The sequence below is a fragment of the Roseovarius sp. MS2 genome, assembly GCF_051447875.1.
Lineage (GTDB): Bacteria > Pseudomonadota > Alphaproteobacteria > Rhodobacterales > Rhodobacteraceae > Roseovarius > Roseovarius mucosus_A.
The window spans coordinates 463,190-482,294 of record NZ_JBKHVF010000001.1 but is presented as its reverse complement, the minus strand read 5'-3'; the positions used below and the strand labels follow the sequence as shown (position 1 = coordinate 482,294).

Sequence of the window (19,105 nt, the reverse complement as noted above, 5' to 3'; positions counted from 1 at the left end):
TGACCGCCTGCCTTGAGGGGTGATGTCCTAAGATACATGCATAGAAACGTTGTTAATGACGTCTCTTGTGCGATGAGGGGCTGGTATGGAGCACCATTCTGGAAGGCGCCTCGAAGATATTTTCTCCGGCGGGAGTATTTTAGCCAAAAAGAAGAGCGAGGGCTGTTTCTTTATGGTTCAAATACTCACAGTCCGCCCTCTCAATGCCCAGCGTCGTCCGAGGTGATAAGTTTGCGGCGCAACCAGCCGGACAGGGTGTCCATCAGCATCACCATGATCAGAATGAGAATGATGTAATAGCTGACCTCTTCCCAGTCCTTTTGCGTGATCATGGCCTGTGTGAGCAAGAGGCCGATCCCACCGCCGGTGATAGCCCCGATGATGGTGGCGCTGCGGGTGTTGGATTCGAGGTAATAGAGCAGTTGGCTGAGCAGGACGGGTGTGATCTGAGGGATCACGCCAAAGCGATAGCGTTGCAGCGGTTTGGCCCCTGTGGATTGGACGCCTTCGATTTGGTTCTTGTCGACGTTTTCCAGCGCCTCGGAAAAGAGTTTGCCAAAGGTGCCGGTATCCGTGAGCAGAATGGCCAGCGCGCCGGTCATCGGGCCGGGGCCAAAGGCGCGGGCGAGCACCAGCGTCCAGATCAGCGCATCGACCCCGCGCAAGAGATCAAAGACGCGCCGCACCGCCGCACGCACCGCGAGATAGGGCGAGAAGTTGCGCGCCGCCGCAAAGGCCAGCGGCAGCGCCACGAGGCCCGCCCCCATGGTGCCGAGAAAGGCCATGAGAATGGTTTCGAAAATGGCCCAGAGCACATCCTTGTGCTGCCACATGCGGTTGTTCCAGACGTCGGATACCATCGCCGCAAGGTTGCTTTTGTCCGCGACCACCCGTTCGCCCGAGACGGCAAGGCGAGCCAATTCACCAAAGCTTTTGCCATAGAACGGGCTGTCGAGGGTGAACCAGAAGAGTTCCCAGCCGAAGTGATAGCGCATCACCTCGGTGCGCGCCCGTGTCAGGGTCACGCGACCGGCCTCGGTGGTGATGTCCACCCGCGCGTCGCTGGCGCTGATCCAGTCGGGGATGGTGTCTGTGGGCAGGGTGAGTTTGACACCCTCGCGGCGCGTGACCTCGGCTGTGATCAGCCCATAGCCCGGCACATCATAGCGCAGCGTGTTGCCGTCAATCAGCACCTCTTGACCGTGTTTCAGGGATACGAGCGTGCGTTCCGGGCTTTGGATATCGACCCAATCGGGGCTGCGCCCCTCGGGCCATGTGCCCTTGTTCTCGCCCTCGACTGCGATGCTGAGCGCGCCCGACCGGTTGTCGCGGGTGACATGGGTTTTGTAGCTATAGCTATCGGCGACAAGGATGCGGGCATTGTCGAGCCGCGCACGGTCGGCCAGCCCCATGATATTGAACGCAAAGAAGATATAGGTGAAATAGGCAAGGATCACCGCCGGGACGGCAAAGGCCAACCGCCGTTTTCGGCGAAAGAGGGTGGCGGCGTCAAAGAGGGGCGGGGTGATGTCGGTCATCATGCTCATGGTCTTAGCCCTCGCCGATCAGCTTGTTGCGGTAATGGCTGGAGAGTTGGTCAAAAAGCACGATTGTGCCGAACAAGAGCAGAAAGATCGCGGCCACCTCATCGTAACGCCCTTGGCCCCAGCTAAAGGCGTTTTTCAGGTCGTATCCGATGCCGCCAGAGCCAACAAAGCCCAAGATGGCGGAGGCGCGGATGTTGATCTCGAAGCGCAGGAGCGCGTAGCTGAGGTAATTGGGGGCCACCTGCGGGATCACGCCCAGCCACATCCGTTGACCCCATGTCGCCCCCACCGATTGCAGCCCCTCGACGGGTTTGAGGCTGGCGTTTTCATTGACCTCGGAAAAGAGCTTGCCGAGCGCGCCCATGGTGTGAATGGCGATGGCGATCATCGCAGGCACCGGGCCGCCGCCGAGGATGAATATCAGCACGAGGGCGATGACAATCTCGGGCACAGCGCGCAGGATATCCATGATCCGGCGAAAGAGACCGATGAGGCGGGGCCATTTTGCCAGCCCGCGTGTTGCCAGAAGCGAGATCATCACCGCCCCAAGCGCGCCCAGAAGCGTAGAGGCTGCGGCGATGTTGACGGTCTCCAGCAGCGAGGGCAGGAATTTGGCCATCAGCCCCGGCAGGTTGGCGATTTTCTCAGCGGCCTCGGATAGCACTTCGCCGGGAAACTGAAAGATATTGCCGATCCCGTCCCAAAAGCCGCCCGCGTTGCGCGCATCCGCCACGCGAAAGCCCGAGACCATGAGGGCGATGAAGACGACCAGCATCACCATGCCGTAGAGGCGTTTGCGGCGGGTCATCTCCATATAGGCGTCTTGCACGGATTTCACCCGTGCGGCGGCCTGTCCTGCGGTCATATCGGTCATTCTGGTCCCCCGTCATGCGAAACCGGGCCTGCGGCGATGCAGGCCCGGTTCTGTGTCCGCGCTTGGCCGTCAGTTCGAGGCCTTGCGCGCCTCGATGATCGAGAGATAGGCGTCGTGGTTGATCGGCTGGAAGCCGAGCGCCTCGCCGGCCATGAAGTTATAGGCGCAATCGGCGTCCATATAGGGGAGCGAGGCGGTCAGGGTGGTGATGTCCAGCTTGACGCGCTCGGGCAGGGATTTGCGCAGGACGATGGGGCCTTCGGGGATGGGCTTGGATTTCCAGATTTCGACGATCTGGTTCATGTCGACAAGGCCCGCATCCGCCGCCTTGCGCAGCGCGCCCGAGTTGTAGCCGTCTTCCCATGCGCCCATGCCATCGGCCCAGGTGACACCCGCGTCGACATCGCCATTGGCGACGGCAACGATGGTCTGCTCGTGGCCGCCCACGAACTTGACCTCACCAAAGTAGTCGCCCGAGTCCATGCTGGCCCCGATTTCGACGGGGATCTCGATCGAGGGGATCAGGTAGCCGCTGGTCGAGTTGGGATCACCAAAGGCAAAGACTTTGCCCTTCATGTCGTCGAGCGAGGCGATGTTACGGTCTTTGCGCGCAAAGCCGATGGCATAATAGCCATAGGATTTGTCGAGGTTGGTCTTGACCATGACCGGCTCGACCGCCTCTGGGTCGGTCAGATAGGCCTTGGCATAGGCGGAGGCCCCAAGCCAAGCCATGTCGAGCGTGCCGCCAAGCAGGCCCTGAATCACACCGTCATAATCGGCGGGGGTAAAGAGCTTGACCGGCACGCCGAGCAGGTCTTCGGCCTTGGCGCGGTAGCATTCGTTTGACGACATGCGGTCTTGGGCGTTTTCACCGCCCAGAATGCCGATGCGGAATTCGGTGATCTGGTCTTGGGCCAGCGCGGGGCTGACCAGAGCGGTGGTGGCGACGATGGCAGCAAAGAGGTTCTTCATGGGTTTTTCTCCGGTTGGATTGCGGCCCGCCACCCCCGGCGGGCCTTGGGTGGTTCGCGGGTCGTCAGACCGCCGCCTCGGCCGCGCGCAGGGCGCGGGCGGTGCTGCGGTCGAGCGTTTCAATCGAGGTCGATGTGCTGGCTTCGGAAAACGAGGCATCGGCACCGTAGATGTCGCGCGCAACGCCAGTGGTCAGTTGTTCGGGCGTGCCGTCGAACACGACGCGGCCATGCAACATGCCGATCACGCGGTCGCAGTAGCGCCGCGCGGTATCGAGCGTGTGCAGGTTGGCGATGACCGTGCGCCCGTCCTCTTCGTGAATGCGGCGCAGGTCGTCCATTACGAGCTGCGCGTTCATCGGATCAAGGCTGGCAATCGGTTCATCCGCGAGGACGATCTTAGGGTCCTGCATCAGGGCGCGGGCAATCGCCACGCGCTGCTGTTGCCCGCCCGAGAGCGCCTCGGCGCGCTTGGGGGCATGGTCAGCGATGCCAAGCCTGTCAAGGATTTCGATGGCGCGGTGAATATCGGCATCGGGGTAGAGGTTGAACATGGTGGCCAGCGTCGAGCGGCGGTTGAGCGTGCCATGCAGCACGTTCGAGACCACATCCATACGCGGCACAAGGTTGAACTGTTGAAAGATCATGGCGCAGTCCGAATGCCACGCGCGTTTGTCGGCACCTTTGAGGGCTGTCACGTCGCGGCCCTCGAAAAGGATTTGCCCCGATGTGGCATCGGTAAGCCGGTTGATCATGCGCAGCAGCGTGGATTTGCCAGCCCCCGAGCGACCGATGATGCCGATCATCGCCGGTCTGTCGACGGTGAAGGACACCCTGTCCACGGCGGTGTTCTGGCCAAAAGTTCTGGTCAGGTTCTCGATGCTGAGCACGGTCGATGCCTCCTTGGGTTGGGCCACCACGTAACGGCGGTTCTCAAAGAGTTTGCGACAGACGCGTAAAACTTTTGCGACAGGGGGCTGACAGGGCCAATGCTGCGCCCCGCGACAGCGCCGCCTCTTGCAGCGCAAGGGCGGGCTGCGTATGGCAGGGGCATGACTGCGTTGCGCCGCCCCCGACTGACCCGCGATGACTGGCTTTTGGCCGGGTTCGAGGCGCTGTGCGAGGTGGGTCCGGCGGCGCTGGGCGCAGAGCCTTTGGCGCGGCGGCTGGGGGCAACGAAAGGGTCGTTTTACTGGCATTTTGCGGATGTTCCGGCCTATTCTGCAGCGCTTTTGGCGCTGTGGGAAGAGGACGCCGCACAGGGGCTGGAGGCGGCATCGCAGGCCGCCACCGAGGCGGCGCGGTTGCGCGGCTGTGCGCAGGCCATGGCTGCCACGGCTGAGGCCGATAGCCTGACACGGCGCGCCGAATCAGCGATCCGGGCCTGGGCCGGAACCGATCCTATCGCCGCAGAGGCGGTGGCGCGGGTGGATACGGCACGGCTGGCGCGGTTGCATCGGCTGCTTTCGGCCTGTGACATCGGCAATCTGGAAATGGCGCGCATCGTTTATGCGGCGGCGATCGGGATGCAGGCGATGCGTGATCCGGCGCGGGATCAGGCGGCCCCGGCGATTGGCTCGCTGGTCGATCTCATTCTTGCGCTGAGGTAGGGCCGATGCGGCTGGCTTTGGCGGTTATGGCGCTGTCGGCGTTGGGCGCTTGCAAGGATGAGACGGTGACAGGCTATGGCGGGGCCGATCAGATCTGGCATCTTGAAAGCATTGACGGCGCGGCGTTTGGCGCGCGCGCAACGCTGGAGTTTCCGGCAAAGGGGGCATTGGCGGGCGCGGGGCCGTGCAACACCTATTCCGGCAGGCAGACCGTGCCCTATCCGTGGTTTTCCGCCGAAAGCGTTGTGACAACCAAGCGCGCCTGTCCGGAGTTGGCAGCAGAGGCGCTCTATCTGGCGGCGCTGCGCGAGATGAGTTTGGTCGAGGTACTGGGACCTGTTTTGATTCTGTCCAATGACGCGGGCCGCGAGATGGTGTTTCGCGCGGGGGAGTAGGGACACGCGGCGGCGCTCCGCGCCTCGCTCAGATCAGCGCGCGTTCGCGGCTGATCATGGCGGCATGGGCGCGGTTGCGGGCGTTCAGCTTTTTGCAGATCGAGCGCATGTGCATCTTGATCGTGACCTCGTTGGTGCCCATGTCGCGCGCGATTTCCTTGTTGGTCAGACCATCGGCGGCAAGGCGCAGCACGAAAAGTTCCTTTTCCGTCAGGTCATGTTCTGGCCCGGCCTTGTCGAGGCCCGGCGTGCCGGCGTCCATCGGTACAAAGACCTGCCCCGAATTGATCAGTTGCAGCACGCTGTTGAGTGATTGCAGCGGCATCGTTTTAGGGATCAGCCCCTTGCAGCCCAATTCCAGCGCGCTGTGCAGGAAATGCCGATCCACCATGCCGGTAAAAAGCACGACCTTGGCGGGGGCGGATTTCTCGATCACGCTTTTGACGCTGGCGAGGCCGACCATGCCGGGCATCTTGAGGTCGAGCAGGACGATATCGACATCTGTATGCTCGGACAGCAGGCTGAGGATGCCATCATAGGAATCGGTGGTGATCGCCACATTGCCGGGCTGCGCGTTGAGCATGTTGCCCACGGCTTCGGCGAGAAGGTTGTGATCGTCTGCAAGTAAAATTTTCATAGACATTGCCTGGGTTGTCCTGCGCTGTAATTCAATCGCGGCGTGGCGACGCGAGCCCAGCTCTGTGCATCGTGAACTATCCCCATCTGTTAGACATTCCGGGGCGAAGTTCAATAGTTTCGGTGCAGGTTGGGGAAATCTGTCGTCAAGTGTTGCGATTTGTCTTGGGAAGGGGGCGAAATCCTTTGGTGACTGCCCTCTATCGGCGGTCAAGCCGTTGGGCGATGGGATGGCGTGCTGCGCCTAAAAAGCAGGCGGCGGCACAAAGCAGCAGCAGCGCGGCCTTGGGCTGAGGGGCCTCTAGGGCGGTGCCCAGAGACCAGAGACCCACGCCAATAAAGCAAAGGGTCGAGATCATTTCTCCGGTGGAGCGGGGGCGCTCGGTCATTGATTTCTCCATCTGAGGGGGCGGCCAAATTCGTCAAGGGTCAGGTCGGGGGGCAGGTCGACATCGGGCATGGGGGCGGGTTGCCCCTGTTCCAGACGCCACACATGCGCAAGGATCACAGCCACGGCGGCAAAGAGCACATCGGGAATTTCCCGGCCAATGGCCCCTGTAAAGTAAAGGGCGCGCGCCAGTGGCGGCACTTGCAATGTAGTGACACCCGCGCGGCGGCCCCGGCGGATCACAGCCTGCGCCATTGGTCCCTTGCCCATGGCAAGGATGCGCGGTGCGGTATCGGTGCCCGGCTCGTAACGCAGGGCGATGGCGAAATGAGTGGGGTTGGTGATGATGGCGGTGGCCATCGGTACATCGGCCAATGCCTTGCGCTCTGACGCGCGGCGCGAGGCCTGCATCTGGCGGCGGCGCATCGCACCTTTTTGCTCGGGCGAGCCTTCGGATTCCTTGGATTCGTCCTTGATGTCCTGCCGCGACATGCGCATGGATTTTGTGTTGGAGTGGATTTGCCAGCCAAGATCAAGTGCTGCGATCACCACAAGGCCAAGGAGCAGCCCGCCCAGCACCCGCAGCATCGCCGTGCCAAAGAGCACCATTGCATCGCCGGGTGCCAGCGCCGAAGAGCTGCCAAGCGCAGGCAAAAGCGGGTAGAGCATCAGCACACCCGCCGCAAGCAAGAGCGTGACCTTGAGCACCGCCTTGAGCAGATCGACCAGCGCCTTCATCGACACCATCCGCCCCAGCCCGGTCATGGGGTTCATTTTCTCGGGTTTGAAGCCTAGTGCCTTGGGCGCGAAATTGAGGCCACCCATGGCCGATTGCGCCATGAGCACAGCCGCCAGCAGCGGCAGGCCCAGTCCGGGGCCAGCAGCCAGCATCCAGAGCATCATATCGCGCGTGTGCCCAATCATCATCGCGTCGAGCGATTGCGCCCCGTCGATCACCAGCCCTGTTGCCCAAAGCCCGGCCAGCCCCGGCAGCGCCCATTGTCCGGCGCTGAGGATAAGCGCGCCCATGCCCAGCGTGACCAGCACGAAGACCTCGGTAGAGGTTGTGATCCGCCCTTCTTCGCGCGCCTCTTGGCGGCGTTTCTGGGTTGGCTCTTCGGTTTTTTCCTGTCCGTCGTCTGCGTCAGCCATTGGGTAATCCGTTCAACATCTCCATCAGATGCTGCAAGGCCTGTGCCACCCGTTCCGACAGGGCGGGGCCAAGGCTGGTGACGGTGAGAAAAAGCAAGACCAGCGTGGCGGTCATCGTCAGCGGAAAGCCAAAGGCAAAAAGATTGAGCGAGGGGGCAGAGCGGGTGATCACCCCGATCACGAGGTTCAGCAGCAATAGCACCGAGACGACGGGCATCATCAACTGGGCCGCGTTGCGAAACATCGCTGTGGTCGCCTCCATGCTTGCGTCGATCAGCACCGTGCCCGCGATGGGCGTGCCGATGGGAATAAGGCGATAGCTGTCGAGCATCAGGCGGATGGCGGCAAGATGGCCGTCCTCGGTCACGAAAATGGCCAAGAGGAACAGCATGAAAAACTGGCCAATGACCGGCGATTGCGAGCCGCTGGTGGGATCGACCTGCGCCGCAAGGCCCAGACCGGCGGTATTGGCGATGCGGTCGCCGGCCATGACGGCGGCGGCAAAGAGGATTTGCAGCACCATCCCCGCCGAGAGCCCGATCGCCAGTTCACGCAGGGCGATAACCACGCTGGAGAGGCTGGAGAGCGCATCGGGTTCGGGGATCGGCACCTGACCCATCAGTGGCACCGTCAGGCAGACCGAAATGATGATCCGCACCGGCAACGAGATGAACCGCGCCGCAAAGAGCGGGGCCGAAAGGACAAAGGCACCGATGCGCAGCATGGCGAACAGAAATTGCAGCGCGAGCCCCGTCAACTGCGTGAGTTCCAGACCCGGCAAACCGGTGGCAGAGGGGGCGAATTCGGGCAGCATCCTAGTGCATCGTCGCGATGGCGTCGAAGACATGGGTGAAATAATCGGTCATCGTGCTGAGCATGAAGCCCGACATGAGCGCCATGGTCACGATCACGATGGCCATTTTCGGCACAAAGCTAAGTGTTGCCTCGTTGATCGAGGTGGCTGCCTGAAGGATGCCGATCACAAGGCCCACGGCGAGCGCCACCAGCAGGACCGGACCTGCTGTCAGCAGGATATTCCAGTAGGCCATGCGCAAATGTTCGATATTGGCGTCGAAATCCATGGCTCAGAGCGCTCCTTGAAAGCTGGAGGCAAGCGAGCCCATGGTCAGGGCCCAGCCATCGACCAGCACGAACAACAGCAGTTTGAAGGGCAGCGACACGATCATCGGCGAGAGCATCATCATGCCGAGTGCCATCAGGATCGAGGCGATCACCATGTCGATCACCAGAAAGGGCAGGAACAGCAGAAAGCCGATCTGGAACGCGGTCTTGAGTTCCGAAGTGATATAGGCGGGCAAGAGCACGGCCACCGGCACTTCGGCGTCGCTGGCATAGGGGGCATCGCCCGCCAGTTCCGCGAACATCAAAAGGTCGTTCTGCCGGGTATTGGCCAGCATGAAGCCTGACAGCTTGTCCCAGGCCAGCCGCACCGCCACATCCGGGGCCATCTGCCCATCAAGATAGGGGCTGAGCGCGGTGTCATACACCTCTGTCAGCACTGGCTGCATCACGAAGAACGACAAAAAAAGCGCGATGGCGATAAGCACCTGATTGGGAGGTGTCTGCATCGTGCCCATGGCTTGCCGCAGGATCGACAGCACGATGATGATGCGGGTAAAGGCGGTCATGCCCAGCACCAGCGACGGCAGCACCGTGAGCGCCGTCATCAGCGCCAGAATTTGCAGTGAGAGCGAATAGGTCGTGCCGTTCTCGTCCGAGAGGGTGATTGCGGGCAGGCCCTGTTGCGCCAGAACCGGCGCAGGCAGCAGAAGGGCAAGGATCAGAAGCGGAAGAAGGCGGCTCATGCTGTGGCTCCCTCGGTCTGGGTCAAGAGGGTCAGGGCGGTGCCCGAGCGGCGGCCCATCACCACCAGCACGGTTTGCCCTTCGGCCTTGAGCAAGAGCGCGCGGCTGTCGCCGCCCAGATTGAGCGTCTCGGTCAGTTCCAGTTTGCGACCGGTTGCCAGACGGGCGGCGAGCGGTGCGCGTTTATGGCGGATCACGGCCCAGACAAGCACGAGCACGCCCAGAAAGCCCGCAATGGTCAGGATGCGGTCAGGGGTCAAGACATCCACGGGGGTATTCTCCTGCAAAGGTTGATCAAGGGTCAGTTGATCAACCCGTGCAGGTTTCGTGCCACGCAAAGGGGTAGGGTGTCAGACGGTTTCGATCCGTTGCCGGGGATCGACGATATCGCCAAAGCGGATGCCGAATTTCTCGCCCACCACGACCACCTCGCCCTTGGCGATGGGGGTGCCGTTGACCAGAATGTCGAGCGGGTCGCCCGCCATGCGGTCGAGTTCCACCACCGAGCCTTCGTTGAGGCGCAAGAGGTCTTGCAGTGTGATTTGGGTATTGCCCACCTCAACGGTCATGCTGACACGGACATTGGCCAAAAGGCCAAGGTCCACGTTGGTCAGGCTGGTGTCGGGCTGGTCGGTCGGGGGGGTGGCATCATTGGTCATGGCGGGGTCCTTGGGGTCAGGGTTCGATACGGCGGGTAAGCGAGAGCGCGGCGCGGCCATTCTGCGCGCCCGGTTCGGCGTCAAAGAGCGGTGTGCCTTCGACCAGCAATTGCGGGCGCAGCGTCAGATCAACCGGCACGACACGACCGGGGCGCAGCCCGGTCAGGGCGCTGATGGGCACATTGGGTTCGGCCAGACGCGCCGTGACATTGAGCGGCACAGCCATCACCGCCTCGCGCAGGCGGCTGCGCCAGCGCAGGTCATCGGCCACTTGATCCGACTGCATCCGCGAGCGCAGGCGCGCGGCAATGGGTTTGAGCGCCTGAAGCGGGTAAATAAGATCCAACGTGGCCGGATCGGCCTCGGGCAGCTGGATGATGAAAGAGCAGCAGACCACCTTTTCTTCGCTTTCGACAAAGGTGGCGAATTGCAGATTGTCCTCATGCACCGGATTGGCGAAATCGAGCGGGATCAGATCGCGCCACGCGGCCTCGAGCGCGCGGTAGATGCCCTTGGTCACGATTTCGATCACCCGCGTCTCGCTGGCGGTAAACTCGGCGCGGCCACCCGGCAGATAGGCGATATTGCCGCCGTAATAGGCATTGGTCAGCAAGGATACGAAATTGGGCGGCAGCATGATCAACTGATTGCTGCGCAGCGCATCGACGCGGGCGGTGGTCAGGCTGACAAAATTCTCCAACTCGTCGCAGTAATGCGAAAAGCTTTTGACCTCGGGTGGAAAGGCAGAGATGCGCGGGTGCATCCGCAGGAACGGCAGGAACACGGGCCGCGCCAGACGACAAAAGCGTTCGTTGACCATGCGCAACCCGTGGTAATCGCCCATGATCGACAGGTTGTCAGAGCCGAATTTGTAGCGCTTGACGCTTTCGGTGCCGTGGGTCTGCTCTTTCTCCATGTCGAGCAGGCCGTCGACAAGGGCTGCGACCTCGTTCGAGCTAAGCTTGTGGGTGGCACTGGTGGTGTTGCGGGCCATGGGGCGACCTATTGCAGGACAAAGGAGGGAAAGAAGACGCCCTCGATGCCGCCGAACCCTTCGAGGGCTTCGAGGCGGGCGTTGATCGCAGTCTTGAGCGCCTCGGCCAGCGCCTCGCGTCCGGCGGTGCCTTCGACATCTTCTTCGGCAAAGCCCGAGATCACCGCCAACATATCCGAGCGCAGGGCCATGGCGTGGGTTTCGATATGCGCGATGACGCTCTCGTCATATTGGGTCGAAACGCCAACACCGATCTGGAGAAACCGGCGCGAGCCTTTTAGATTGGTGGTCAGCGGATCGGGAAACTCGTGATAGCGGGTCTCGAAGACGGGGGCCTCGGGCATTTCCTTGGGGATGCGCTTGGGGCCAGCCTCGGCCTCGCCCGCGGCCTCGGCGGCGGCGGTTTCCAATTCGAGCAGGCGCAACACCTCTTGCGACGGCGACAGCGCCCCGCCAGACAGGTAGAAACCCGCCCCAAAGCCGCCGCCGCCTAGAAGGAGCGCCATCAAAAGCCAGACAAGCATCTTCTTGAGAAAGCCACCCTTGGGGCGGGCATCGAGATTGGGGAGTGCGGCATCGGCCATGGGAAACCTCAGGCGATCAGGTCAATGGAAGAGCGCGCAGGCGCGCGCGGAGAAAGCGGGTGTGAGGAGCTGTCATCGTGAGCGGTGGCATCCTGCGACAGGGCCGGTTCGGTGCCGGGCTGGCCATTGCCACGCGGGTTGGCATCGCCGCCCGTGGTGCCAAAGCCCGCCGCGCCGCCTGAGCCGCCCGTCGTCGTGGTGGATTGGCTGCCCATCTCGAGCCCGGCGCGGGCCATGGCCTCGGCCAGACGCGGCTGGGCCTCGGCCATGGCGCGGGCGGCTTCGGGGCTTTCGGTGACGATATGCACATGGGTCACACCGTCCTGAGTTTCTAGCCGGATTTGCAGCGGGCCAAGACGCTCGGGGGTGAGCGTGAGGGTCAGAGTGTCGATATCTGCGCTGATGCCCTGCTGAATGTCCTGCACCATCTGTTCGGGCCAGTTGGGGGCCGCAAGATCAAGGGTTTGGGGCAGCGGGGCGCTGGTCAGGGGGGCAGGGGCGGCGGTTTGCAGCGCGGCTTGTGGCGCGGCCATGGGCGTGGCTTCTGCTGTGGCCATGGGCGCGGCTCCGCTGGGTTCAGCGGGGGCAAGCGGGGCGGGATCGGCGCTGAGCGCGGCTGTGGCGGGTGCGGTGCTGCCTGTGGGCGCTGTGGGCGGCGGCGCGGGCATGAGGGGGGCCGCGATGGGCAGGGCAGAGGCGGCGAGTGGCGGCGCTTCGGCGGTTTCCGGGGGTTCCACGCTTTCGGTGAGCTCAGATGTGTCGGTGATGTCGGGCTCCGAGGCCGCTTGTGCGACTTGCGCTGCAACGAGCGGGACTGCGCCCGGTTCGGGGGCTGGCGTGGCGATGGGCAGGTGATCCGTTGCCCCCTGCGCAGAGGCGGCTTCGGACAGGGGTATATCCTCGGGCGTGATCTGCGCCTCGAGGGCGCTGTCTGGTTGGGGTGGGACGGTCTCGGTGGTGATCCGAGGCGGTTGGAAATCGCCGATGGGCACGCCCGCCGGATTTGCCACGGGCGTGGGCACGGGCGCTGTGGGCACGGGCGCTGCGACAGCAGGCGTGGGGCCCGGCGTGATCGGCCCAAGGCCTAGAGTGGAAAGCTGCGCGGGGGGCTGCGCCGGGGCCTGTGCTGCGTCCAAAAGGGCGGAAAAGCCTTGGTTTGGCACGCCAGCGCCTTGGCCAAGCGCCGTCGCACCACGGGCCGGGGCCGTGGCAGCGGGGTTGGGAAGGCTGGTCAATACCGGGGCGATCATGCCGGGCTCCGTCTGGGGGTCACTCCAGAAGGTGCAAGCATCATGCCAAGCGCAGGCTGGGCGCGGCCAGACGATATGCGCCCGGCGCAATGAAAAAGGCACCCCGGATCGGGGTGCCTTTGCGGCCCTTGGTCAGGGGCGTTTACTTGTTATCTTCGATCGAAAGCGCCACGAACCGCGGATCGCCACCGCTGCGCACCAGCATCAGCAGGGATTTGCGCCCGGCCTCTTTAGCCTCGGCGATGCGGTCGTCAAGATCAGAGATGCTGGCCACTTTTTGCTGTCCGGCCTCGGTGATCACATCGCCCGCGCGCAGACCTTTTTCATAGGCCTCGGACAGCTCGTCGATATTCACCACGACAAGGCCCGTTGCCGAATTATCCAGCTCAAGCTGCGCGCGCAGCTCGTCACTGAGCGGGGTCAGCGTGAGGCCCAAAATGGTCTTTTCTACGGGTGCCTCGGGGGTGGCCTCCTCGCCGGGCTGGGCCACGGGAATGGCACCTTCGGCCTCTTCGCGGCGGCCCAATGTGATCTTGAGCGTGGTTGTCTTACCCTCGCGGAAGACCACGACGCGCACGGTCTTGCCCACCTCGGTATTGCCCACGGTGCGCACAAGGCTGCGGGTGTCGGACACATCCTGCCCGTCAAAGGACGTGATCACGTCACCGGCCAGCATGCCGGCATCGGCTGCGGGGCCTTCGGGTACATCCGTCACAAGGGCACCGGCGGCTTTCTCAAGCCCCATCGCCTCGGCCACATCGGCTGTGACGTCCTGAATCCGCACGCCCAGCCAGCCGCGCCGCGTTTCCCCGAATTCCTGCAATTGATCGACCACGCGCTTGACCACATTCGAGGCCATGGAAAAGCCGATACCGATCGAGCCGCCGGTGGGGCTGAGGATGGCGGTGTTCACGCCCACGACCTGACCGTCGAGGTTAAAGAGCGGCCCGCCCGAGTTGCCCCGGTTGATGGCCGCGTCGGTCTGAATAAAGTCGTCATAGGTGCCGCTGAGCGCGCGGTTGCGCGCCGAAACGATGCCCGCAGACAGCGAGAATCCCTGACCCAGCGGGTTGCCCATGGCCAGCACCCAATCGCCCACGCGGGCGGTGTCACTGTCGCCAAAGCTGACGAAGGGCAGCGGTTTATCCGCCTTGACCTTGAGCAGGGCGATATCGGTCTTGGGGTCGGTGCCGATCACCTCGGCGGCAAGGGTTTCACCGGAAAAGAATTCGATGATGATTTCATCCGCGCTTTCGATCACGTGGTTGTTCGTGACCACAAATCCATCTTCGGAAATCACAAAGCCGGACCCAAGCGCTGAGGAACGCTGTGGGCGGTCACCTTCGCCCAGACGGTCGCGGAACTGCTCGAAGAAGTCTTCGAAGGGCGAGCCTTCGGGCACGATGGGCGAGGGGCCGGTGCCCCGTTCGACCACGGTTGACGTTGTGATGTTCACCACCGCCGGGCTGATTTTGTCCGCAAGATCGGCAAAGCTGTCGGGCCGTGCTGACGCGGCCATTGCCTGAGCGATCAACAGCCCGACCATCAGGGCCATGACCCAAAGAGCCCGCAGGCCGCTGGGCAGGGATCGTGTTGTGGAAATCGTTTGGGTGTTCACACCAATGTCTCCTTTGGTTCGTGCATCGGGCGGCACGCGCGCCCTCTTGCACTGGAATGTAGGTGGTCTTTGCCGGATCGCAAAGTTTGCGGGATCAATTCACATCCATGTGACCGTTTTGGCGGACCAAGATCAAGCGCCAAGCGTCTTGGCCGCCCACACAAGGATCAGCCCCAGCACCAGCGCAATCGCTCCCATGAGGCGCCGCGCCTCGACGGGCAGCGCCGACAGGGCCACAAGCATCTGTTCAATAAGCGAAGGGGCCAGTGCATAGACCAGCCCCTCCACAATCAGCACCAGCCCCAACGCAAGAAGCGCGGTTTCGAGCATTATGGCGCGCTTCCCGACTTGAGATAGTCAAAGAATTCGCTGTCCGGTGTCATTACCATCGAAGAATTGTTGCCTTGCAGCGCCTTTTCATAGGCTTCGAGCGAGCGGTAGAAGGCAAAGAACTCGGGGTCGGCACCAAAAGCCTCGGCAAAGATCGCGTTGCGTTCGGCGTCGGCCTCGCCTCGGATCACCTGCGCTTCACGCTCGGCATCCGAGAGCGTCTCGGTCACGGTCCGGTCGGCAAGGGCGCGCACGCGCTGTGCGGCCTCGTTACCACGGGCGATCTCGTCGGCGGCTTCCCGCTCGCGCTCGGCGCGCATCCGGGCAAACGTCGCCTCGAGGTTCTGCTCGGGCAGGTTGGTCTGCTTGAGCCGCACATCCACCACGTCAAGGCCAAGGCCCGCCGCACTGGTCTGTGCCTGTCGCTGGATGCGGCGCATCAATTCGCGGCGATCTTCGGACAGGATCGTATCGGACGTCACCTGATCGGCACCCAGAACTTCGCGGATCTGCGCGTTGAGAATGGACGACAGACGATCCTCGGCCAGACGCACCCCGCCCACGCCGACGGCCTGACGGAACTGCACCGCGTCGCGGATGCGGTAACGCGCAAAGGCATCGACCACAAGACGGCGGTCATCCGACGGCGTGACCTCGATGGTGTCGGTATCGAGCGACAGGATGCGGTCATCATAGCGCACCACCTCCTGAATGAAGGGGATCTTGAACGACAGGCCCGGTTCTTCCTTGACGGATTTGATCTGGCCGAATTGCAGCACCAGAACCTTTTCGCGCTCATCGACCACAAAGACCGAAGAGAGACCCAAAAAGCCCAGAACGACCACAAGAGGGATTAGAAATTTGGTCATGATCTTAGTTCCCCTGTTCTGTCGTAGAGCGGCGCAGCTCGTTCAGCGGCAGATAGGGCACAACCCCGTTACCGCCTTCGCTGCCGACGATGGAACTGTCGAGAATGGTCTTGTCGATCCCGCCAAGAACCCGCTCCATTGTCTCGATATAAAGACGTTTGCGCGTCACATCCGGTGCCTTGGCGTATTCTTCGAGAACCGAGGTGAAGCGGCTCGCGTCACCCTGTGCCTCGTTGACGACGCGGGCGCGGTAGCCTTCCGAATCCTCTAGGATTTGGGCGGCTTGACCGCGCGCTTCTGCCAGCGCCCGGTTGGCATAGGCATCCGCCTGCCGTTGCAAACGGTCGCGTTCCTGTTCGGCGGCCTGCACTTCGCGGAAGCTGTCGATCACCTCGCGCGGCGGATCGGCCTTGTCGAGGTTGACCCGCACCACCTGAATCCCGCTGTCATATTCGTCTAGCGCTTCTTGGATGTTGCGCATCGCTGTGTCGGCGATGATCCCACGATCCCGGTTGAGGATGGGGGCCAGATTGGACGCTGCGATGATCTCGCGCATCACCGATTCCGACACCGCCTGCACCGTCAGTTGCGGATCGCGGATGTTAAAGAGCAGCTTGGCGGGATCGGAGATGTTCCACACCACCTGAAAGCCGATATCGACGATATTGGCATCCGTGGTCAGCATCAGCCCGCCTTCACGCCCGCCGGTGCTGCGACCGATATCCTCGGTCCGTTCCGAGGTCACATTGACGATTTCAGCCGTCACAATGGGCCATGGGGCAAAGTTCAGACCGGGATTGCCTGTCTTGTAATAGGCCCCCAAGAAGAGCTCGACCGATTGCTCTTCGGGTTTGACCGTATAGACGCTGGCAAAGACCCAGAGCGCGACTGCACCCAAGGCCGCAAGGCCAATGGTGCCTTTGCCGAACTGCGGCCCACCGTCGCCGCCGGTGCCGCCACCCTTGTTGCCGCCGCCGCGCCCCCCCATGAGAACCCGAAGCTGATCCTGACCCCTGCGCACCAACTCGTCGATTTCGGGCAGCTGCGGTCCTCCCTCTGGGGGACGCCTGCCACCCCCACCATTGCGGTCGCGGTCATCGCCGCCGCCGCCCGAATTTCCGCCGCCGCCCCATGGGCCGCCAGAGTTTCCAGCCATACGTTTGTCTTCCCTTGTTGTCCTGCCGTTCCCGGCCCGTTTCACAACCTGTGCAGCACAGGCGAAAAATCAAGCGGTGCGCACAGGCGTTTTCATCGTTACAAGCTCTTCCGACATGGTCGGATGCACCGCTACGGTGCGGTCGAAGTCTTCTTTTGTCGCGCCCATCTTGACGGCGATCCCCGCCATCTGGATCATCTCGCCCGCACCCGGAGCGACGATATGACACCCCAGCACCTTGCGGGTGGCCTGGCTTACGATCAGTTTCATCAACACCCGGTCGGGTCGCCCGGCAAAGGCCGTCTGCATGGGCCGGAACGAGGTGGCATAGACCTCGATCGGCTCTTGCTCGCGCGCGGCTTCTTCGCTCAGGCCCACGGTGCCCATCTCGGGTTGGGTGAAAATCGCGGTGGGGATCAGATCATGGTCCACCGGCGTCGGGTTGCCGTTGAACACCGTTTCCACAAAGGCCATGCCTTCGCGGATGGCCACCGGCGTGAGGTTCACACGGTCGGTCACATCGCCAATCGCATAGACCGAGGGCACGCCGGTCTGGCTATAGGCATCCACGACAATCTCGCCCTTGCGGCCCACGGACACGCCTGCGGCCTCAAGCCCCAGATTTTCCGTGTTGGGCGCGCGCCCGGTGGCGAACATCACCTGTTCAAACACCGCCTCGCTGCCATTGGTGCCGGTCACGCGATAGCCGCCGTCGACGGGCTCCATCGTCTCGATATTGGTTCCCAGACGCAGGGTGATCCCCGAGGCGATCATCTCGTCCGAGACCAGCCCGCGCGCCTCTTCGTCAAAGCCGCGCAGAATTTGCGCGCCGCGATAGAACTGCGTGACCTTGACCCCCAAACCGTTGAGGATGCAGGCGAATTCGCACGCGATATAGCCGCCGCCGACGATCAGGATCGACTTGGGCAGCCGCTCTAGATGAAAGATCTCATTGCTGGTGATCGCATGCTCCGCCCCCGGCAGATCGGGTTTCACGGGCCGCCCGCCAGTTGCGATGAGGATATGTTTGGCGCTCAGCCGCGTGCCGTCGGCCAGTTCCACCGTATGCGGATCAACAAGGCGCGCCCGGCTATCATAAGTCTCGACCCCGTTGTTTTTCAGAATGCCGCGATAGACCCCTTCGAGCCGGTCCAACTCGGTATGCAGCTTGTCGCGGAAGGTGACCCAATCGAACCCGCCCGCATGCACTGTCCAGCCATAGGCCTGCGCATCGGCCATAGCCCCGCGATATTCTGAGGCAAAGACCATCAGTTTCTTGGGCACACAGCCGCGAATAACGCAGGTGCCGCCATAGCGATCTTCTTCGGCCAAGGCGACGCGCGCGCCACCCTGTGCCGCCACCCGCGCTGCGCGCACGCCGCCAGACCCGCCGCCGATCACGAAAAGATCGTAGTCGAATTCGCTCATCATCGTCCCCTCAATCCGTCAGATCACGAAAGAGATTGTCGGTCTCGACAAAGTCGAGCCGGTCTTCCTCCACGGTGCCTTCGTTGATGTCGCGGGTTTCCACACGGCCATCGCCATAGCCCAGAATGACCACATCGCAGATATCGAGGAAAAGCCCGTTTTCAACCACCCCCGGCATCTGATTGAGCGCCATCGAGAGTTGATGCGCGGCCCCAATCCGCCCCAGATGCAGATCGAGAATATAATTGCCCTCATCGGTGATGAAGGGCCGCGCGCCATTCATCCGCAGCGTGGCATCGCGCCCCAGCACATCCATATTGATCAAGAGTTCCTCGACCAGCGATTTCGTGGTCTGCCAACCAAAGGGGATCACCTCTACCGGCAGGGGGAAGGCGCCCAGCGTCTCGACCTCCTTGCCGACATCGGCGATCACGATCATCTGGTCAGAGGCTGTCGCCACGATCTTTTCTTGCAAGAGCGCGCCGCCGCCGCCCTTGATCAGATTGAGATTGCTGTCAAATTCATCGGCCCCGTCAATTGTAAGGTCGAGCCATTTCGCCTCATCCAGGCTGATAACCTCGATCCCCACCTCACGCGCCAGTTCCGCCGTGCGCGTCGATGTCGGCACGCCGCGAATGCGCAAGCCGCCCTCGCGCACCAACTCTCCCAGACAGCGGACCATCCACGCGGCGGTTGATCCGGTGCCAAGGCCCACGCGCATCCCGTCCTCGACGAAATCCACCGACCGCTTGGCGGCAACGAATTTGGCCTTGTCAATCGGCGACAATTCTCCGGTCATGGCAGCGACTCCCAGACTG

General features: G+C 62.6%; 23 protein-coding genes. 2 read left to right on the top strand and 21 right to left on the bottom strand.

Features of this window, described 5'->3' with window-relative positions; translation table 11 throughout:
• Positions 1–200: 200 nt before the first annotated feature.
• From phnE (ACLGGT_RS02515) to phnC, 4 genes are all read right to left on the bottom strand, one after another.
• On the bottom strand, positions 201–1,547 hold the full coding sequence (phnE, locus tag ACLGGT_RS02515; RefSeq protein ID WP_437194966.1) for a phosphonate ABC transporter, permease protein PhnE: 1,347 nt from the start codon (positions 1,545–1,547) through the stop codon (positions 201–203).
• A gap of 4 nt (positions 1,548–1,551) precedes the next feature.
• A complete protein-coding gene (gene phnE, locus ACLGGT_RS02510) occupies positions 1,552–2,421 on the bottom strand; it encodes a phosphonate ABC transporter, permease protein PhnE (RefSeq protein ID WP_437194965.1) in 870 nt (289 codons plus the stop codon).
• 69 nt (positions 2,422–2,490) lie between these two features.
• Positions 2,491–3,393 carry a phosphonate ABC transporter substrate-binding protein gene (gene phnD, locus ACLGGT_RS02505; RefSeq protein ID WP_037296633.1) on the bottom strand — a complete coding sequence of 301 codons (903 nt, stop codon included), beginning with the start codon at positions 3,391–3,393 and terminating at the stop codon, positions 2,491–2,493.
• A 64-nt stretch (positions 3,394–3,457) separates the two neighbouring features.
• On the bottom strand, positions 3,458–4,282 hold the full coding sequence (gene phnC / locus ACLGGT_RS02500; RefSeq protein ID WP_151976641.1) for a phosphonate ABC transporter ATP-binding protein: 825 nt from the start codon (positions 4,280–4,282) through the stop codon (positions 3,458–3,460).
• A 162-nt stretch (positions 4,283–4,444) separates the two neighbouring features.
• Between phnC and ACLGGT_RS02495 the strand changes: the two genes are divergently transcribed.
• Together ACLGGT_RS02495 and ACLGGT_RS02490 are read left to right on the top strand one after the other, a co-directional pair.
• Complete coding sequence (locus ACLGGT_RS02495) at positions 4,445–5,002, top strand: TetR/AcrR family transcriptional regulator (protein WP_037296907.1); 558 nt, start codon at positions 4,445–4,447, stop codon at positions 5,000–5,002.
• A gap of 5 nt (positions 5,003–5,007) precedes the next feature.
• Positions 5,008–5,397: an META domain-containing protein gene (locus ACLGGT_RS02490; protein ID WP_008279054.1), complete on the top strand. Its 390-nt coding sequence runs from the start codon at positions 5,008–5,010 to the stop codon at positions 5,395–5,397.
• 28 nt (positions 5,398–5,425) lie between these two features.
• Here ACLGGT_RS02490 and ACLGGT_RS02485 read toward each other — a convergent pair whose 3' ends face one another.
• The 17 genes from ACLGGT_RS02485 to rpiA all read right to left on the bottom strand — a co-directional run bounded on the left by ACLGGT_RS02485 (position 5,426) and on the right by rpiA (position 19,086).
• The gene (locus ACLGGT_RS02485; RefSeq protein ID WP_008279053.1) at positions 5,426–6,034 is read right to left on the bottom strand and encodes a response regulator; all 609 of its coding nucleotides are present in this window, start codon (positions 6,032–6,034) and stop codon (positions 5,426–5,428) included.
• Between the two features lie 199 nt (positions 6,035–6,233).
• Positions 6,234–6,422 carry a hypothetical protein gene (locus ACLGGT_RS02480; protein WP_437194964.1) on the bottom strand — a complete coding sequence of 63 codons (189 nt, stop codon included), beginning with the start codon at positions 6,420–6,422 and terminating at the stop codon, positions 6,234–6,236.
• Complete coding sequence (locus ACLGGT_RS02475; RefSeq protein ID WP_008279051.1) at positions 6,419–7,573, bottom strand: EscU/YscU/HrcU family type III secretion system export apparatus switch protein; 1,155 nt, start codon at positions 7,571–7,573, stop codon at positions 6,419–6,421. The genes ACLGGT_RS02480 and ACLGGT_RS02475 overlap by 4 nt, the downstream gene beginning before the upstream one ends.
• Positions 7,566–8,387 (bottom strand): flagellar biosynthetic protein FliR, encoded by an 822-nt coding sequence (gene fliR / locus ACLGGT_RS02470; protein ID WP_008279050.1) that lies wholly within the window; start codon positions 8,385–8,387, stop codon positions 7,566–7,568. Before fliR ends, ACLGGT_RS02475 begins: the two co-directional genes overlap by 8 nt.
• Before the next feature lies 1 nt (position 8,388).
• Positions 8,389–8,655 (bottom strand): flagellar biosynthesis protein FliQ, encoded by a 267-nt coding sequence (gene fliQ, locus ACLGGT_RS02465; RefSeq protein WP_008279049.1) that lies wholly within the window; start codon positions 8,653–8,655, stop codon positions 8,389–8,391.
• A gap of 3 nt (positions 8,656–8,658) precedes the next feature.
• A complete protein-coding gene (gene fliP / locus ACLGGT_RS02460; protein ID WP_008279048.1) occupies positions 8,659–9,399 on the bottom strand; it encodes a flagellar type III secretion system pore protein FliP in 741 nt (246 codons plus the stop codon).
• Positions 9,396–9,668 (bottom strand): flagellar assembly protein FliO, encoded by a 273-nt coding sequence (locus ACLGGT_RS02455; protein ID WP_437194963.1) that lies wholly within the window; start codon positions 9,666–9,668, stop codon positions 9,396–9,398. The genes fliP and ACLGGT_RS02455 overlap by 4 nt, the downstream gene beginning before the upstream one ends.
• An 81-nt stretch (positions 9,669–9,749) precedes the next feature.
• Positions 9,750–10,058, bottom strand: a complete 309-nt coding sequence (gene fliN, locus ACLGGT_RS02450; protein ID WP_008279046.1) for a flagellar motor switch protein FliN — start codon at positions 10,056–10,058, stop codon at positions 9,750–9,752.
• Positions 10,059–10,074: 16 nt separating this feature from the next.
• Positions 10,075–11,052 (bottom strand): flagellar motor switch protein FliM, encoded by a 978-nt coding sequence (gene fliM, locus ACLGGT_RS02445; RefSeq protein ID WP_008279045.1) that lies wholly within the window; start codon positions 11,050–11,052, stop codon positions 10,075–10,077.
• Positions 11,053–11,060: 8 nt separating this feature from the next.
• Entirely contained in the window at positions 11,061–11,636 is a 576-nt protein-coding gene (locus ACLGGT_RS02440) for a flagellar basal body-associated FliL family protein (RefSeq protein WP_081506796.1), read from the bottom strand.
• A gap of 8 nt (positions 11,637–11,644) precedes the next feature.
• Positions 11,645–12,886: a flagellar hook-length control protein FliK gene (locus ACLGGT_RS02435; RefSeq protein ID WP_437194962.1), complete on the bottom strand. Its 1,242-nt coding sequence runs from the start codon at positions 12,884–12,886 to the stop codon at positions 11,645–11,647.
• A gap of 142 nt (positions 12,887–13,028) precedes the next feature.
• A complete protein-coding gene (locus ACLGGT_RS02430) occupies positions 13,029–14,441 on the bottom strand; it encodes a Do family serine endopeptidase (RefSeq protein ID WP_008279042.1) in 1,413 nt (470 codons plus the stop codon).
• Positions 14,442–14,636: 195 nt separating this feature from the next.
• Positions 14,637–14,834, bottom strand: a complete 198-nt coding sequence (locus tag ACLGGT_RS02425; protein WP_008279041.1) for a DUF2065 domain-containing protein — start codon at positions 14,832–14,834, stop codon at positions 14,637–14,639.
• Positions 14,834–15,703 (bottom strand): protease modulator HflC, encoded by an 870-nt coding sequence (gene hflC, locus ACLGGT_RS02420; RefSeq protein ID WP_008279040.1) that lies wholly within the window; start codon positions 15,701–15,703, stop codon positions 14,834–14,836. Before hflC ends, ACLGGT_RS02425 begins: the two co-directional genes overlap by 1 nt.
• Positions 15,704–15,707: 4 nt before the next feature.
• On the bottom strand, positions 15,708–16,859 hold the full coding sequence (gene hflK / locus ACLGGT_RS02415; protein ID WP_437194961.1) for an FtsH protease activity modulator HflK: 1,152 nt from the start codon (positions 16,857–16,859) through the stop codon (positions 15,708–15,710).
• A gap of 69 nt (positions 16,860–16,928) precedes the next feature.
• Positions 16,929–18,290: a glutathione-disulfide reductase gene (gene gor, locus ACLGGT_RS02410; RefSeq protein ID WP_437194960.1), complete on the bottom strand. Its 1,362-nt coding sequence runs from the start codon at positions 18,288–18,290 to the stop codon at positions 16,929–16,931.
• Between the two features lie 7 nt (positions 18,291–18,297).
• Positions 18,298–19,086: a ribose-5-phosphate isomerase RpiA gene (gene rpiA / locus ACLGGT_RS02405; protein ID WP_008279037.1), complete on the bottom strand. Its 789-nt coding sequence runs from the start codon at positions 19,084–19,086 to the stop codon at positions 18,298–18,300.
• Positions 19,087–19,105 lie beyond the last annotated feature (19 nt).

Bases quoted from the DNA above. Each gene is read 5' to 3' on its own strand.
- phnE (WP_437194966.1), bottom strand. From the start codon at position 1,547: ATGAGCATGATGACCGACATCACCCCGCCCCTCTTTGACGCCGCCACC.
- phnE (WP_437194965.1), bottom strand. From the start codon at position 2,421: ATGACCGATATGACCGCAGGACAGGCCGCCGCACGGGTGAAATCCGTG.
- phnD (WP_037296633.1), bottom strand. From the start codon at position 3,393: ATGAAGAACCTCTTTGCTGCCATCGTCGCCACCACCGCTCTGGTCAGC.
- ACLGGT_RS02495 (WP_037296907.1), top strand. From the start codon at position 4,445: ATGACTGCGTTGCGCCGCCCCCGACTGACCCGCGATGACTGGCTTTTG.
- ACLGGT_RS02490 (WP_008279054.1), top strand. From the start codon at position 5,008: ATGCGGCTGGCTTTGGCGGTTATGGCGCTGTCGGCGTTGGGCGCTTGC.
- ACLGGT_RS02485 (WP_008279053.1), bottom strand. From the start codon at position 6,034: ATGAAAATTTTACTTGCAGACGATCACAACCTTCTCGCCGAAGCCGTG.
- ACLGGT_RS02480 (WP_437194964.1), bottom strand. From the start codon at position 6,422: ATGACCGAGCGCCCCCGCTCCACCGGAGAAATGATCTCGACCCTTTGC.
- ACLGGT_RS02475 (WP_008279051.1), bottom strand. From the start codon at position 7,573: ATGGCTGACGCAGACGACGGACAGGAAAAAACCGAAGAGCCAACCCAG.
- fliR (WP_008279050.1), bottom strand. From the start codon at position 8,387: ATGCTGCCCGAATTCGCCCCCTCTGCCACCGGTTTGCCGGGTCTGGAA.
- fliQ (WP_008279049.1), bottom strand. From the start codon at position 8,655: ATGGATTTCGACGCCAATATCGAACATTTGCGCATGGCCTACTGGAAT.
- fliP (WP_008279048.1), bottom strand. From the start codon at position 9,399: ATGAGCCGCCTTCTTCCGCTTCTGATCCTTGCCCTTCTGCTGCCTGCG.
- fliN (WP_008279046.1), bottom strand. From the start codon at position 10,058: ATGACCAATGATGCCACCCCCCCGACCGACCAGCCCGACACCAGCCTG.
- fliM (WP_008279045.1), bottom strand. From the start codon at position 11,052: ATGGCCCGCAACACCACCAGTGCCACCCACAAGCTTAGCTCGAACGAG.
- ACLGGT_RS02440 (WP_081506796.1), bottom strand. From the start codon at position 11,636: ATGGCCGATGCCGCACTCCCCAATCTCGATGCCCGCCCCAAGGGTGGC.
- ACLGGT_RS02435 (WP_437194962.1), bottom strand. From the start codon at position 12,886: ATGATCGCCCCGGTATTGACCAGCCTTCCCAACCCCGCTGCCACGGCC.
- ACLGGT_RS02430 (WP_008279042.1), bottom strand. From the start codon at position 14,441: ATGGCCCTGATGGTCGGGCTGTTGATCGCTCAGGCAATGGCCGCGTCA.
- ACLGGT_RS02425 (WP_008279041.1), bottom strand. From the start codon at position 14,834: ATGCTCGAAACCGCGCTTCTTGCGTTGGGGCTGGTGCTGATTGTGGAG.
- hflC (WP_008279040.1), bottom strand. From the start codon at position 15,703: ATGACCAAATTTCTAATCCCTCTTGTGGTCGTTCTGGGCTTTTTGGGT.
- hflK (WP_437194961.1), bottom strand. From the start codon at position 16,859: ATGGCTGGAAACTCTGGCGGCCCATGGGGCGGCGGCGGAAATTCGGGC.
- gor (WP_437194960.1), bottom strand. From the start codon at position 18,290: ATGATGAGCGAATTCGACTACGATCTTTTCGTGATCGGCGGCGGGTCT.
- rpiA (WP_008279037.1), bottom strand. From the start codon at position 19,086: ATGACCGGAGAATTGTCGCCGATTGACAAGGCCAAATTCGTTGCCGCC.